Raw genomic sequence first — 15,715 nt, forward strand, 5'->3', positions numbered from 1 at the left:
TATGGTTATGGAACGATTAGAAAATGAGATAAAGTGCCTAAAACGGTTTATCCTGCTATTGTTCCTGCTTTCCTGCACTGTTTCCGGTTCTTTTGCAGGAGAGAATTTAAGACAGCTTCTTGATCTGGTGTATGATCTGTCTGCAGAATCGGACGATGCATACCGGTTGTTGGATAGCGTGAAGCTTCTTTCGAAAAAAGATAATTATAAAAATATCCATTGGCTGGAACTGGAATATGCAAATGCCTATGTCGATTCCAGACGACAAAGAACCCGGGAATCCATACAGAAGCTTGAAAAGCTTTTTCATAATGATTCTGTCCAGAGTAATCCGGATTGGTATATGAAGGTAACGGGATTATTGGCAAATGAATATTATATGCTGAACCTGGTCGGTAAATCCATGAAGTATTCTCTTTTGAATATGAAAAAAGCGCAAGCGGTGAATGATTTAGGGATGTGTGCCAATGCTTATATGCAGCAATATATGTTACATCGTTTAACGGGAAATATGCGTGAAGCCGAATCATTGATTAATAAAGCGTTGCCATTGTTTGAAAATATGTCTGATTCCGAACGTAATTCTTATATGGTGTCCGGTCTTAAGTTACAGGCATATTTTTATATGTGTGACAAACAGTTCGATAAAGTAGACGAGATAAGCCGGAAACTTTTGAAACTTATAAGTGCGCTTAAACCTTCGGAATGTTATGGAACAGAACTTGACACTCAGGAACATTTTGATGCCCGTCTGCTGGAAGCTTATCTTATCCGGGCTATAGCGTTGAAAAAAAACGGAAAATTCAAATTGGCTGAAAAACATTATCGTCTGGCTATAGAAATAGAGCAAAGACGTTCCGGAAGGCTAAGTGCAGAAATAAGCTGGTTAATGTTATATTATCTTATATCGGGCAATCGTTGGGATGAATCACTGACCTTGGCACATAGATTCGAATCGTCCATTATGGATATTGATTCTATAAACATTAATAATATTTTTATTAAAAGGGAGTTATGCAAAATATACTCTGGATTTGAAGATTATGAGACGGCTTACAAGATGCAAGTCATTTATAATAATTTAACCGACAGTCTATTAGCCAGAGAAAATTATGGCCGTATGATGGAAGTCCTTTCTATATATAAGTCTATAGAAAATGACCATGATATTTATGCTCAGAGAGTGAAAATAGTCCGTCAGCGTATTTCGTTCAGTATGCTGTTACTTTTTGTGTTTTTGATGCTCGGTATATGGGTACAGCAAAAAACTAATAGTCGGTTATTAATAAGAAAGAACAAAGTTCTGGAATCGAAAATAAATGAATTCAGAAAAGATTACCAGGTTCATAACCGGATTAAAGAAAAAACTTTATTGTTGAAGAAACAGGCAGATTCTTTCGTACGTGGAACCGGTCATTTGCTACAAAAGCCGGAATTATACGGCAAAAATAAATCTGCCGATCTTTTAGCAATTTATCAGTCGCTGGAAAAATATATGAAACAATCATTTCGGAATCCCGGTCTTACACGGGATGTTGCGGCGCAACATCTGGGCACGAATCGTACATATATCAGTGAAGCATTGAACCGATGTACCGGACTTACTTTTAATAATTATCTTATATCCCTAAGACTTGATTATGCATGTGTGTTGTTAGCCGATCCTCATAAGTATACGATAGAAGCCATATCAACCGAATGCGGGTTTAAAACGACCCGGACCTTTTATCGTTTATTCCGGGAGAAATTCGGATTCAGCCCTTCTCAATATCGTTCTACTATAAAGAATAGAGAATAGTTTGCGTTTACGGTTTTTAGGTATCTGAATGGTTTGAAATTTAAAAATAACTTCTGATGACAGCAAGTACGAACCTGTAGAAAGCCCAGTAAAGAATAGCCAGAAAAAGTAGAGAAACAAACCAGGAAGCCCATTCCGGCATACCGAATCCGAATGACATCATGAAGGTCATGCTATTTACCGTCTCAGCCGGGTTCAGGCTGGATAATTGTCCCCAGGCTCCCTCTCCGCCCGCCGTTGCATTAAATATATAAAGTACTGCCCACATAAGTAATGCAGCTATGATACCGGATAAAATATTGTCTTTTTTCATTATTCGAGAATTTATCGATTGTTTGTTTTTCAAAAATAATATATATCTGCCGAAATATAGAGAATAGGACTAATTTTTTTACATTTGTGGTATAATTACATGTAAAAGCAAGCAATGATGAACCATGGATTTTTTAAAGTAGCGGCTGCCGTTCCCCACGTTACTGTAGCTGATTGTCGCGAAAATGCCGGGCATATTATAAAACAGATAAAAGAAGCTGCATATGATGGGGTACAGCTGATTGCTTTCCCCGAATTGTCGCTGACTTCGTATACGTGCGGAGATCTTTTCGGTCAAAGGCTTTTGCTGGAAGATGCGGAACAGGAAATGAAGAGGATTCTGGATGAGACATCTTTTAGTGATATTCTATGTGTGGCAGGCATGCCGGTTGCAATGGGCGATAAGATGTATAATTGTGCCGTCGTGTTCCAATCCGGACACGTTCTTGGCGTTGTCCCTAAGACCTTCTTACCCAATTATAAAGAGTTTTATGAAAAACGCTGGTTTACTTCTGCTTCAGATGTATGTGAGGATAATATCGTTCTATGCGGTGAATCGGTTCCCTTTGGTTCTCATCTTCTTTTTCATAGCGGTAATGCCGTCGTAGGAGTTGAATTGTGTGAGGATCTTTGGGTTCCTATACCTCCCAGTTCAGTGCATGCTTTACATGGGGCCGATATCATTGTAAATCTCTCAGCCAGCAATGAAGTGATAGGAAAACATAATTATTTATTGTCGCTTATCCGTCAGCAGTCCGCTCGTTGTATGTCTGCGTATATTTATGCTTCCGCCGGATTTGGGGAGTCGACTACCGACCAGGTGTTTGCCGGTAATGCTGTTATTGCCGAGAATGGAACGATTCTGGCCGATAGCGGGCGGTTCTCTTTTGAACCACGTATGGCTGTTACAGAGATCGATCTCGAACGTTTATTGACGGAACGGCGTGTGACCGGGAGCTTTAGCGAAGGAAGAAATATATATTTTGCGGAATATAGGAAGATCCCTTTCCTTTATCCTGCCAGAGAAGATATAAAGCTTACCCGGGAGATACATCCTTTGCCTTTTGTTCCTTCTTTATCCGGGGAACTTAATGATCGTTGTGAGGAAATTTTGCAAATACAAATATCCGGGTTGGCAAAGCGTTTGCTTCATACTCGTGCGCAAACGGCTGTAATAGGTATTTCCGGTGGACTTGATTCAACTCTTGCTTTATTGGTTTGTGTAAAAGCATTTGATAAGCTTGCTTTACCTCGTGAGAGGATTATAGGAATAACTATGCCGGGATTTGGGACTACGGACCGGACTTATTATAATGCACTCGGACTAATGCATTCTTTGGGAGTAGAAGTAAGGGAAATATCTATCCGGGAATCTTGTGAGCAACATTTCGAAGATATAGGACACGATGTACAGGTTCATGATATCACTTACGAGAACTCACAGGCAAGAGAGAGGACACAGATATTAATGGATGTAGCCAATCAAACAGGGGGACTTGTCATAGGTACGGGCGATCTTTCTGAATTGGCATTGGGGTGGGCAACCTATAATGGGGATCATATGTCTATGTATGGTGTTAATTCGGGTATTCCCAAAACGCTGGTCAGGTATCTTGTCGAGTGGATTGCAGATAATGGTCTGGAAAAAGAATCGCGCGAAATATTATTGGATGTAGTTAATACGCCTATCAGTCCCGAACTTATTCCGGCAGACGAGAAAGGGAATATATGCCAGAAAACCGAAGATATCGTAGGGCCTTATGAATTGCATGATTTTTTCTTATATTATATGGTAAGGTACGGGTTTCGTCCGGCTAAAATATATTATCTGGCAAATGCGGCTTTTGAAGGAAGATATCCCCTTGCGACTATAAAGAAATGGATGGTCGTTTTCTATCGTCGTTTCTTTAACCAGCAGTTTAAACGTTCATGTCTCCCTGATGGTCCTAAAGTGGGTTCGGTGAGTTTATCTCCCCGTGGGGACTGGCGGATGCCGAGCGATGCATCTTCTGCTATGTGGATTAAAGAATGTGAGTCCTTGCCTGAATAATAAAAATAAATAAAAGTATAATATATGTGGCGGAAACCGGTTTAAACCGGTTTCCGTTTTTGTATACCGGAATATCAAAGAAGCGGATGTAAAGTGTGGCTATTTACTTTCCGTATTTTTAATTTTTATATCTTTTCTTCTTGTACTCGGTATGGAGTCTAACCGATTTACCTGAACAGAATCCGTAACCAGTTTCAGGTCAGGTATGAGCTTATTTTTCTTTTTTCCCCAGGGAATAAGGTCTCCGAATACACGGTTGAAATCTCTCTTGAATAAAATACCGACCCCCTGAGTGGTTAGGGCCGATTTTATATAATAATTCCGGTCATTGTAGTGGTTATAAGCTTTTAAACGTAAATTACCGCTCTTGGTAAGTAAATATTCCAGATCGAAATCGCCAATAAATGTATTGTTGTTCATTGTATTGTCCCGGTAGCCGAAATTCCCGTTAAAAATAAGACGGTTATTTAATAGCTGGCTGGATAATGCCAATTCTACCTCCATGTCCGAGAAGTCTCCTTTTTCGCTTCTGAAGTTCGGAGCGATACTCCAGTTGTCGCTTAATTGCCCTAAGATATTCGTCAATTGGGAGGATAAAGTAGAAGATGCCACCGATGCAAGTTCATTATTCCGGTTTTGTCCTGTATTCATATAATCGGGCGTATAGAATCTGTTCAGTGCCAATAAATAAATTATTTGCCTGTTCATCATGTCATCCGTATTGATGATGCTTTTCACCTTTCGGTCTATATCTTGTGTCAGTGTAGGGAATTCTATATCGAAACTCAGGTCGGGATGCTGGATATCCCCTCTAACGTTCAGTACAGTATATACCGGAACTGTGGTACGGGTTAGATCTTTGTCGTTTACGAATGTTTCGTCCAGGTCCAGTAAGTTTGCAGTCAGAGAATATATGGCGCTAATATCCAGCATGGCCGCCATAGGATTACCGTGGAATGCAATGCTGCTTCCCTGGCGGATGGAAAAATCCCTCATGATGATATCCTGCAGACTGAAATTGTAGTTCCCTTTTTCGAGCGTATAGGTACCGTATATGTTTATATCTTCGGAAGAAGAGTTGTATTCCAGACGCATAGCTCCGTTTCCGGTTGCTTTTATCATATCGCCAGAAGAGGGATCCATGACAAGATTGACTGCCGTATTGTTGCCGGCATCCACCTGAAGGTTGAGATATAGCACGTTTTCGGTTTGCCTTTCCTGTAGCATGCGGGCGTTGTTCGTTGTCACCGTGCTATCTTCCAGCGAACTCTGAATATGTTGTTGTCTCCTCTTGTCGGTAAAAGTAATGAATGTATAATCCCCGGCTGCTTCGGTATTGGAAAGTACAAACGTGAATTTAGAATCTCCGGCCGTACTCATATTTACATCTATATCGGTGCGGGCCGGATTTCCTTTAATGGAAGCTGAGCCGGTTCCGAATATTGTACCGTAATAGGTAGGACTTTGTAATTCTGTTACATTGTATGACAGGAAATTACGGGCATCTGTAATAGATATGTCGAATGTAAGGTCTTTAAAATAATGATGCCGGAGCAATCCGCCCGCTTTTGCCGTATGTCCGAATTTATCATGAACAGTAACATTATTGAACGATACGCTGCTGGGGGTAAGGTGAACGCTGTCGGAAAGAGTATAAGCCGTGTTGAGATATTCTATACCGAATTTCAGGTTTTCGGCGTAGGCATCTCCGGCTACTGTAAGCTCCTTGAAATTCCCGTAAAAATCTATATGTCCAGAAGCAGTTCCTGATATATTTTTCATGATTTTCGATATGAACGGCTGTAAGAATGAGATATTGAGTTTTTGCGCGTCGAAAGAAAGAGATAGGGAATCTTTCGTGGGGAAAATATAACCGTCTATCCTCGTCTTGTATCCTTCTGCCTGATCGATATGTCCCTGCATGAGGATACCTTTATTGTCATTGTTCCACATACTGTGGAGATTCAAGTCGCCGAATATAGCATAATTATAGGAGAAGTTTTTTACAAAAAGACGATCGGTATTGAGTTGAGGAGCACCGCTGAACAAGGATGAAGCAGTAAAATCGCCAGTAGCACGGCCTCCGAATGTTACATTATTGATATTCAATGTTTCAAAAACATAATCAAGGTTGACATCATTCAGCCGGAGTACTATCATATCTTCGGGGTTTGGGGATGCCGCACCGTTGACACGAATATGCTGGGATTCATGGGCTATTTCAAAATTATTGACCGATATCTGTTTGTCACGTATTGAAATGTCTGCCGGATGCATTTGCCATATAGTATCATTGAAAATGATTTGAGACGGATTTATTTTCACTTCTGCCTGTAAGGATTTATCTTTATCCGGTCTAAAGATATGTGTGGACGTGTTTATTTCTCCGCAATATGTTTTTGCCATATCATTATTCCAGTTTATGATAAGATCTACGTTATCTTGTAAGGCTGAGCTCCGCAGGTTCCAGTTTGTATGTGAATTGAGTTTTTTATTGAACATGCTTACTTCTGCCAACAGGGATATTTTCCCGTTACTTTTATTCAAAGTAACAGTTATGTCTTCCAGTTGCTTTTTTTTATGCCATAAATAAGGCGCACTGAAAGAGAGGTTTATTCGGTCTGAGGGATCGCTCAGACTGCCTTGTAATATAGCCCGATCCGTAAGAGTGACAGGTAAATTAAATATCCGGGCCATTTCAATATTGGGCTCGAATGTGAAATAGTAAGAAAAATCGTTTTCATTGTCATATTCGTTTTGTTTCGGTAATTCCGGTAATAAAGAAGGAAGTGCCGAAGAAAGCAACTTATATGCCGATTGCTTTAATGTGCTGAAACGATATTTTCCGGTGATGGACCCGTTTATATAGTCCGAAGTTATGGCGATGGATTGAGGATAAGTCTGGTTATGTGCTTCTATGGTAAATTGGGCTATTTTAAAATCTTCTTTGCCATTAGAGAACTTTACGCTGTCCAGTTTAATGGTTCCATTCGAATTATCCAGATTATTACCTGTGAAATTGGCATCGGTGGCGAACGATAGTTCGTAACCGGGATATTGCTTGGTAAGATGTAGTTTATGCAGATTAATTTTGCTTCCCCGGATAGTCAGGTCGAATTCCGGTTTTATTTTGTTTATGTCGGCTAATCCTTCTATCCGTAATTTACCGTTAGGATCTTCTATATTTATGAAGCCTTCATATCTGTTGTCCCCGAAAATGCCGTTGATCTCGATATTTTCATACGGATAATCGTTATAATCCACACGATTTATAATTCCGTTTATAGAACCTTCGGGTGCTTTTTTCCCTGTCTTTTTTGCATCCAGTTGAATAGACAAGCTTACTTTACCATAAGGATTTTTTTGTCCGAATAAGTTATAAAGGTCAAATTCTTTGGTTTCTACAATGCCTGTGCATATATGTGTATTTCGCGCCGTGTCGTTGCGGAGAGTGAGATCGGAATGTACGCTCCCACAGTCTGAGGATAATATGCCGCAGGCCGATAAATCACTTAAATATCCCGATAAATCTCCATTGAAATGGATATTTCCCAAGCGGCTGAGTACAGGAATAAAGGAAGCGTCTTTTTGGTTCAGGTTTTCTATTAATAACCTGGTACCTTCTGCCGTAGCGTTCAGCTCTATAGGTTTGCATTCCAGTCTTGTTCTTTTTTTGTCGGTAATATAGTTCAGGTTCATATCTCCGGTTACAGATACGTTTCCCTGACTCGTTTGTAATTTTATTTGTTTTATTTTCATTTGGTTGATGCTTCCGGACAGGTCGACGGAAAAAGAAACAGGAGAAGTGAAATAAGATAATGCCGGGACAAAAGGCGATGCGTCCTGTAGTACTAATTTTGAATTATCCAGTTTGAAATGTATTTGTGCGCTATCGCAGAATTGTTGCAAAGAGTCCACGTGGGACATGTTTATTGTAGCGGCAGTTGAGGAAATTTGACTTTTGTTCAGGTGGATGAGTAGATTGTTTAACGTCGCTTCTTGTGTGTTCGTGATAAAACGGAAACTCATTCGTTTTAATGCGAATCCCGATTTTTCTTCAAAACTCAACCGTTTAACGAACATGTTGATAGAATCTCGTGTAAATGCTTTAAGTGAAATGGTCGACAGGAGATTATGCACTTCTATGTGATTCTTGTCAAATAGTCCAGGAGCTTTCCCGGACTCGGACAATACGTCGTATTGTATCCTTCCTCTTCGAATAAGGGCCGAATTAATACGTAGGTCTATGTTGTTTTTTTGCTTCGGTTTATCCTTCTTAAAAGCGTCGATAATGAACTGGAAATTCGGAACTGAGTCGGGGTGTGCTTTGGAAATGCGTGCGTCTACTCCGAATAACTGTATATTGTTAAATACCAGATGTTGATAAAATAGATCCGATATCTCGATTCCGGCTGCCAGTTTTTTTGCATATAATAATGTATCACCTTGCTGATCAGGAATCAAAACCCCGAATAGCTCGAGTTTATTGAAAGGTGATATATTTATTCTGTCGATTTGTACCGGAGTATGCAGGAGTGCTGTCAATTCTGTGACACCGGCCTTTTTTACTTTTTCCTGTATAGACGGAATAAGTAAAAGTGTATATATCCCCACGTAGAGTATTACAAGGATGATCAGGGGGATTTTTATCAGATGTTTAAATATTGAAAATAATCTTCTCATAACTATAAGCAGACAAAAATATTACTTTTCATTGAATAAATCTCCATTTAATTGGTTTTTATTGTTTAATTTCGTCCCCGGTTTCATCACTGTTCAATGAAATGAGTAATTAACGACATTAGTTATATGAGTACAATTATTTTAGGGATAGAATCTTCTTGTGACGATACGTCCGCTGCGGTGATCCGTGACGGAGTTATCATGTCCAATGTCATTGCAAGTCAGGCTGTACATGAAGCGTTTGGCGGTGTGGTTCCCGAACTTGCATCCAGGGCTCATCAACAAAATATAATTCCGGTGGTATCCGAAGCCATTAAACGGGCTGGGATCGCCAAAGAAGAATTGAATGCTATCGCTTTCACGCGGGGCCCCGGCTTATTGGGTTCACTACTCGTAGGGACCTCTTTCGCTAAAGGGCTTGCCACTTCGTTGAATATTCCCATGGTCGATGTAAACCATTTGCAGGCGCATGTCCTGGCTCATTTTATTAAAGAGAGTGAGGATGATAATGATCAACCGTCCTTTCCATTTCTTTGCCTGTTAGTATCCGGTGGTAATTCTCAGATTATTCTGGTTAAGGCTTATAACGATATGGAGGTGATAGGGCAAACTATAGACGATGCCGCCGGAGAAGCGTTCGATAAATGTGCCAAAGTAATGGGTATGCCTTATCCGGGGGGACCTATTGTTGATCGTTTGGCAAAGGAAGGCAATCCTAAAGCATTTGTTTTGAGTAAGCCTCATATTGCCGGATATAATTATAGTTTCAGCGGGCTTAAAACTTCTTTTCTGTATTTACTGAGGGATAATTTGAAGGAAAATCCCGATTTCATCGAAAAAAACAAGGCCGATTTGTGTGCTTCATTACAAGCAACAGTAGTATCTATTCTGATGGATAAATTATATAGGGCTGCTCGTGATCTGGGAATAAAAGAAGTAGCGGTGGCCGGCGGGGTTTCTGCTAATTCCGGAGTTAGGGGTGCTTTTGAAGATTATTCAAAACGGTACGGATGGAAGATTCATTTGCCTAAATTCGCTTTTACAACCGATAATGCGGCGATGGTCGCTATAACCGGGTATTATAAATTCCTTGATAAACAATTTTGTCCTGTTTCCGAGGTTCCTTTTGCCCGGGTAGAATTATGATATAATGGAATATAATGCTCTGTTCTGGATAATAATTTTTATTGTGACAGGCGAATATCTTTTGTCCCAATATTTGTCATTATGTAACCGTAGAGCGGCTTCTCAGGAACTTCCTGAGCTTCTTGCCGGATTTTATGACAAAGAACAGTATGCACGGCAACAAGATTATTTCAAGGTGAATAATCGCTTCGGAAGTGTTACTTCTACGCTCATGTGGATACTTACAGTAATATTGCTGTGTATCGGATTTTTCGGATGGCTGAACGGCAAAAGTCTGGAAATAACATCTTCGCCTGTTTTGTCGGCTTTAGTGTTTTTCGGGATCGTAGGTTTGGGAAGCGAATTGATAAGTTTGCCGGTGGAATGGTATGAAACTTTTGTTATTGAAGAACGTTTCGGATTCAACCGAATGACAAAATGTACTTTTATTCTGGATAAAATCAAATCTTTATTATTGACGGCTTTGATAGGAGGCATGCTATTGGGACTTACCGTATATTTATATGAGATATTCGGTCAGATGTTCTGGATTTCGGCTTGCTGTGCCGTCATGCTGGTGCTCACTTTCATGAGCCTTTTTTATTCGCAGTGGATAGTTCCGGTTTTTAATAAACAGACTCCTTTAGAGTCCGGGGAATTGCGTAATGCTATAGAAGACTTTGCCTCTGAAGCAGGTTTTCAGATTCATGATATATATGTGATAGACGGTTCGCGTCGGTCTACCAAAGCCAATGCTTATTTTAGCGGCTGGGGCGCTACTAAAAGAATCGTATTATATGATACGCTTATACAGGATTTTTCGGTTCATGAAATAGTTGCCGTTCTTGCCCATGAGATGGGACATTGTAAGCATAATGATACATTGAAGATGTGGAGTCTTTCGATATTTAATGTGTTGTTATTGTTTTTTCTTTTTTCTTTGACAATCGATAATACTTATTTGGCCGGAGCTTTGGGAAGCCGGGAGTCATCGTTTATGCTTTCGTTGGTTGCGTTTTCTTTGTTATATACGCCAGTGAGCCTGGTGACGGGGCTTGTGATTAATAGTATGACACGCCGGGCTGAATACGCTGCCGATCTTTATGCCGCATCTTGTGGTCTGGCAGTTCCCCTGATAGAAGGATTAAAAAAAATATCGGTGAAGTCGCTGACTAATTTGACCCCTGATAAACGATATGTATGGTTTTATTATTCGCATCCTACGCTTTTACAACGTATGGCTAATTTAAATAAAAGAAAGGATTTGCTATGAATGTCGAAATTGTTGTTATAGGAGATGAGTTGCTGATCGGGCAAGTGATTGATACCAATTCCAACTGGATCGCTCGTGAAATGAATAAAATAGGATGGGAGGTAACTGAAATTACTACGGTTCGTGATCGCAAAGAAGAAATGGTATCTGCGTTCGACCAGGCTTTTTCCCGGGTGGATGTTGTTCTGGTAACAGGAGGCTTGGGACCGACCAAGGATGATATAACCAAACAGACATTATGCGAGTATTTCGGTGGAAAACTTGTACTGGACGAATCGGTACTTATTAATATTGAAAGGCTGTTCCGGCTACGTAATATTCCTATGAATGTACTTACTCATGATCAGGCTTATGTTCCGGACGTTTGCACCGTAATACAGAATGAAGTGGGTACCGCCCCTGTCATGTGGTTCGAAAAAGAAGGGAAAGTTCTGGTTTCCATGCCGGGAGTTCCTTTTGAAATGAAAGCAGTTATGATTGGTGAAGTAATTCCCAGGCTGCGTGCACGCTTTTGTCTGGATTCGGCGATACTTCATTATACTTGTCTGGTAAAAAATTATACGGAATCCAGACTGGCGGGTTTTCTGACAGACTTTGAATCTGCGTTGCCATCTTGTGTAAAATTGGCATATCTGCCTGCTCCCGGAGTGATAAGATTGAGATTGACGGCCCGGGGAACCGATGAAGAAGAATTGAAAAAAATATTGGATGAGCAAGCTTGTAAACTTAACAGGCTGATAGGAGACGATGTATTTTGTAATGAAGATACGTCGCTGGCGGGAGCATTAGGGCTCATATTATTACGTAAGAATATGACTTTGGCTACAGCCGAAAGTTGTACCGGAGGTAACATAGCGCATGAAATAACACGGATACCCGGTAGTTCTGCTTATTATAAAGGAAGTGTGGTTTCTTATGCTAATGAAATAAAGGAACATGTATTAGGCGTAAGTCCTGTTTCTTTGGAAAGAGCCGGAGCCGTGAGCCGTGAAGTAGTGGAACAAATGGCTTTAGGAGCGTGCCGGGTATTGAATACTTCTTGTTCTATCGCTACGTCGGGCATTGCGGGTCCCGGCGGAGGAACACCTGAGAAACCGGTAGGTATGGTATGGATAGCTTGTTGTATTGGTTCGGATGTAGTCTCGGAAGAGTTCCGTTTTGCCAGTACCAGAGAATACAATATAGAGCGTGCGACAAGTGCTGCCATGCTTAGAATGATTAAATTTCTTACGGAAGAACATCTCCAAAAATAAATATATTTTGAATTTTACCGTTCTAAAATTTGGAACGTATTTACAAAATCATTTACTTTGCACTCTGTTTGTGAAAGCAGTATGAAATTAATAAAAAAATAAAGATAGCGATGTCAAAGATTTGTCAAATTACAGGAAAAAAAGCTTTGGTTGGCAACAACGTTTCGCACTCCAAGAGAAGAACGAAAAGAAAATTTAATGTCAACCTGTTTACTAAAAAGTTCTTTTGGGTAGAACAGAATTGCTGGATTAGCCTGACTATTTCAGCTGCTGGTCTTCGTACCATCAACAAGTTAGGCTTGGATGCTGCTTTGAAACAAGCAGCCGGAAAAGGTTATTTAAACGCATAATTTAGAAGAGAGTTAGAAAAATGGCAAAGAAAGCTAAAGGTAATAGAGTACAAGTTATCCTTGAATGTACGGAGCACAAAACAAGTGGTATGCCCGGCACGTCAAGATACATTACCACCAAAAACAGAAAAAATACCACAGAGAGATTGGAATTGAAAAAATATAACCCGATTCTGAAAAAAGTAACTATTCACAAAGAAATTAAATAAGCTTGAACCATGGCAAAGAAAACAGTTGCATCATTGCAGAAAGGCGAAGGCCGTACCTATTCTAAGGTAATTAAAATGGTGAAATCACCTAAAACAGGAGCTTATATTTTTCAAGAAGAAATGGTTCCTAATGACGCAGTTAAAGACTCTCTTAAGTAAGAATTTTACTTTAAACGATATGAAAAAACTTTCTCACACGAAATGTGCGGGGAAGTTTTTTTTTAACATAATAAATTTATAGCTTTGCATTGCGAATATTTCGCTATTTCTAATTTTGATAAATATTGTAGATCATGGGATTGTTCAGCTTTTTTTCAAAAGAAAAAAAAGAGACTTTGGATAAAGGTCTTTCTAAAACAAAAGAAGGCGTTTTTTCTAAACTGGCCCGGATAGTTGCCGGTAAATCAAAAGTTGATGACGATATACTGGACGATCTTGAAGAAGTTCTGATTACTTCCGATGTTGGAGTCGATACGACTTTGCGGATAATAGAACGGATTGAGAAGAGAGTGGCCCGCGATAAATATGTGAGTACCAGTGAACTGAAAGCTCTTTTAAGAGAAGAGATTACTGCACTGCTTACTGAGAATAGCGGGACGGACGAGAGTGAATTTACAGTACCGCAAGACAAGAAGCCTTATGTTATTATGGTCGTCGGAGTGAACGGTGTAGGTAAAACTACTACTATTGGGAAACTGGCATACCAATATAAGAAAAATGGAAATAGCGTATATTTAGGTGCGGCTGATACTTTCAGGGCTGCTGCTGTAGAACAATTGGTTATATGGGGAGAACGGGTAGGAGTACCGGTGATAAAACAAAAAATGGGAGCCGATCCGGCTTCCGTTGCCTATGATGCGCTTAGTTCGGCGAAGGCAAATAATGCCGATGTCGTAATTATAGACACAGCCGGTCGTCTTCACAATAAAGTGAATTTGATGAATGAGCTGACCAAGATAAAAAATGTTATGGAGAAAGTCGTTCCGGGTGCTCCTCATGAAGTATTATTGGTTCTTGACGGTTCGACAGGACAGAATGCTTTCGAACAGGCTAAACAATTTACAGCAGCTACTGAAGTGAATGCTTTGGCAATAACCAAACTGGACGGTACGGCAAAGGGAGGAGTGGTAATAGGTATATCGGATCATTTTAAAATGCCCGTTAAATATATAGGACTGGGAGAGGGTATGGAAGACCTGCAGGTTTTTCGCCGTCAGGAATTCGTAGATTCTCTTTTCGGGGATTGAATCGGACCGGATTTATACCGGAGGTATAGTTCAGGCACGCACTCATAAGACTGTTACGGAGTTTTTTACACCGGCAGTAGTATGGATTCGTGCTTTTTATATATAAAGAAATATGGTAAAAAACAGAATAGATATTATTACATTAGGGTGTTCCAAAAATCTGGTGGATTCGGAACATTTAATGCGGCAGTTCGCGGTAGCAGGTTACGAAGTGAGGCATGACGCTGCAAGAGTGACGGGAGAGATTGTGGTGGTGAATACTTGCGGTTTTATTGGTGATGCTAAGGAAGAGTCGGTTAATATGATTTTGGCTCTGGTAGACAAGAAAGCAAAACGTAAAATACGTAAACTTTATGTAATGGGGTGTCTGGCCGAACGCTACCGGAAGGATTTGGAAACGGAAATACCCGAAGTTGATAAATTCTATGGAAAGTTCGACTGGAAAGATCTTCTTTCCGATTTGGGAAAAACATATGACGAGCGCTATGATTTGGAACGTGTACTTACTACGCCTCCGCATTATGCATATATCAAAATTGCAGAGGGCTGTAACCGTTTTTGTTCTTATTGCGCCATTCCTATAATTACCGGACGTTATGTTTCATATCCGATGGAAAAGATTCTTGAAGAAGTCGAATTGTTGGTCTCTCAAGGAGTGAAGGAATTTCAGGTGATAGCACAAGACCTCTCTTATTACGGACTTGACCTGTATAAGGAACTGAAATTACCGGAACTTATCGACCGAATGGCCTCTATTCCCGGAGTAGGCTGGATACGGCTGCATTATGCATATCCGTCTCAATTTCCTTATGATTTGTTACCTGTCATGAAGAAACATAAGAATGTCTGTAAATATCTTGATATTGCATTACAACATGTCAGTGATAATATGCTGGATAAAATGCACCGTCATGTGACCCGTAAGGAAACTTATGAGTTGCTGGAACGCATACGGAGGGAAGTTCCCGGAATACATATCCGTACAACGCTTATGGTAGGACATCCGGGTGAGACCGGGGCTGATTTCGAAGAATTGAAACAATTTGTAAAAGATATGCGTTTTGAAAGGATGGGGGCTTTCACTTATTCAGAGGAAGAAGGTACATTTTCGGCCAGACATTATACCGATGATATACCGGAAGATGTGAAACGGGCTCGTCTGGATGAACTTATGGAGTTACAGGAAAGCATCGCGGCTGAAATAAATACAGGGAAAATAGGGGAAGTTCTGCAAGTGATAGTAGATCGCGAAGAAGATGATTATTATGTAGGCCGTACTGAGTATGATTCTCCTGAGGTGGATCCCGAAGTGCTTATTTCAAAAGATACACCTTTAAACATAGGCGAGTTTTATAAAGTGAGAATAACAGATGCAATGCCATTCGAACTTATAGCCGAGTTAGTCTGATATAGAT

At 40.2% G+C, this 15,715-nt stretch carries 12 protein-coding genes; 10 read left to right on the forward strand and 2 right to left on the reverse strand.

Going from position 1 to position 15,715, the window contains the following annotated elements; translation table 11 throughout:
- Positions 1-7 precede the first annotated feature (7 nt).
- Positions 8-1,798, forward strand: a complete 1,791-nt coding sequence (locus OCV73_RS02915; protein WP_167551195.1) for a helix-turn-helix domain-containing protein — start codon at positions 8-10, stop codon at positions 1,796-1,798.
- A gap of 40 nt (positions 1,799-1,838) precedes the next feature.
- Here OCV73_RS02915 and OCV73_RS02920 read toward each other — a convergent pair whose 3' ends face one another.
- A complete protein-coding gene (locus tag OCV73_RS02920; protein WP_147548874.1) occupies positions 1,839-2,111 on the reverse strand; it encodes a hypothetical protein in 273 nt (90 codons plus the stop codon).
- A 117-nt stretch (positions 2,112-2,228) separates the two neighbouring features.
- On the opposite strand from OCV73_RS02920, the gene OCV73_RS02925 reads away from it, so the two are divergent.
- Entirely contained in the window at positions 2,229-4,160 is a 1,932-nt protein-coding gene (locus OCV73_RS02925; RefSeq protein ID WP_147548876.1) for an NAD(+) synthase, read from the forward strand.
- Between the two features lie 99 nt (positions 4,161-4,259).
- Here OCV73_RS02925 and OCV73_RS02930 read toward each other — a convergent pair whose 3' ends face one another.
- Positions 4,260-8,843, reverse strand: a complete 4,584-nt coding sequence (locus tag OCV73_RS02930; protein WP_147548878.1) for a translocation/assembly module TamB domain-containing protein — start codon at positions 8,841-8,843, stop codon at positions 4,260-4,262.
- Between the two features lie 126 nt (positions 8,844-8,969).
- Between OCV73_RS02930 and tsaD the strand changes: the two genes are divergently transcribed.
- The 8 genes from tsaD to rimO all read left to right on the forward strand — a co-directional run bounded on the left by tsaD (position 8,970) and on the right by rimO (position 15,708).
- Entirely contained in the window at positions 8,970-9,989 is a 1,020-nt protein-coding gene (gene tsaD / locus OCV73_RS02935; RefSeq protein ID WP_147548880.1) for a tRNA (adenosine(37)-N6)-threonylcarbamoyltransferase complex transferase subunit TsaD, read from the forward strand.
- Positions 9,990-9,993: 4 nt separating this feature from the next.
- Positions 9,994-11,241, forward strand: a complete 1,248-nt coding sequence (locus OCV73_RS02940) for a M48 family metallopeptidase (protein ID WP_147548882.1) — start codon at positions 9,994-9,996, stop codon at positions 11,239-11,241.
- Complete coding sequence (locus OCV73_RS02945) at positions 11,238-12,494, forward strand: CinA family nicotinamide mononucleotide deamidase-related protein (protein ID WP_147548884.1); 1,257 nt, start codon at positions 11,238-11,240, stop codon at positions 12,492-12,494. The genes OCV73_RS02940 and OCV73_RS02945 overlap by 4 nt, the downstream gene beginning before the upstream one ends.
- Before the next feature lie 110 nt (positions 12,495-12,604).
- Positions 12,605-12,844 (forward strand): 50S ribosomal protein L28, encoded by a 240-nt coding sequence (rpmB, locus tag OCV73_RS02950; RefSeq protein ID WP_147548886.1) that lies wholly within the window; start codon positions 12,605-12,607, stop codon positions 12,842-12,844.
- A 20-nt stretch (positions 12,845-12,864) separates the two neighbouring features.
- Complete coding sequence (gene rpmG / locus OCV73_RS02955; protein WP_147548888.1) at positions 12,865-13,053, forward strand: 50S ribosomal protein L33; 189 nt, start codon at positions 12,865-12,867, stop codon at positions 13,051-13,053.
- A 9-nt stretch (positions 13,054-13,062) separates the two neighbouring features.
- On the forward strand, positions 13,063-13,212 hold the full coding sequence (locus tag OCV73_RS02960) for a DUF4295 domain-containing protein (RefSeq protein WP_147548890.1): 150 nt from the start codon (positions 13,063-13,065) through the stop codon (positions 13,210-13,212).
- Between the two features lie 134 nt (positions 13,213-13,346).
- Positions 13,347-14,300 carry a signal recognition particle-docking protein FtsY gene (ftsY, locus tag OCV73_RS02965; protein WP_147548892.1) on the forward strand — a complete coding sequence of 318 codons (954 nt, stop codon included), beginning with the start codon at positions 13,347-13,349 and terminating at the stop codon, positions 14,298-14,300.
- A 112-nt stretch (positions 14,301-14,412) separates the two neighbouring features.
- A complete protein-coding gene (rimO, locus tag OCV73_RS02970) occupies positions 14,413-15,708 on the forward strand; it encodes a 30S ribosomal protein S12 methylthiotransferase RimO (protein ID WP_147548894.1) in 1,296 nt (431 codons plus the stop codon).
- The last annotated feature ends 7 nt before the right edge of the window (positions 15,709-15,715 follow it).

The sequence above is a fragment of the Barnesiella propionica genome (genome assembly GCF_025567045.1).
Lineage (GTDB): Bacteria > Bacteroidota > Bacteroidia > Bacteroidales > Barnesiellaceae > Barnesiella_B > Barnesiella_B propionica.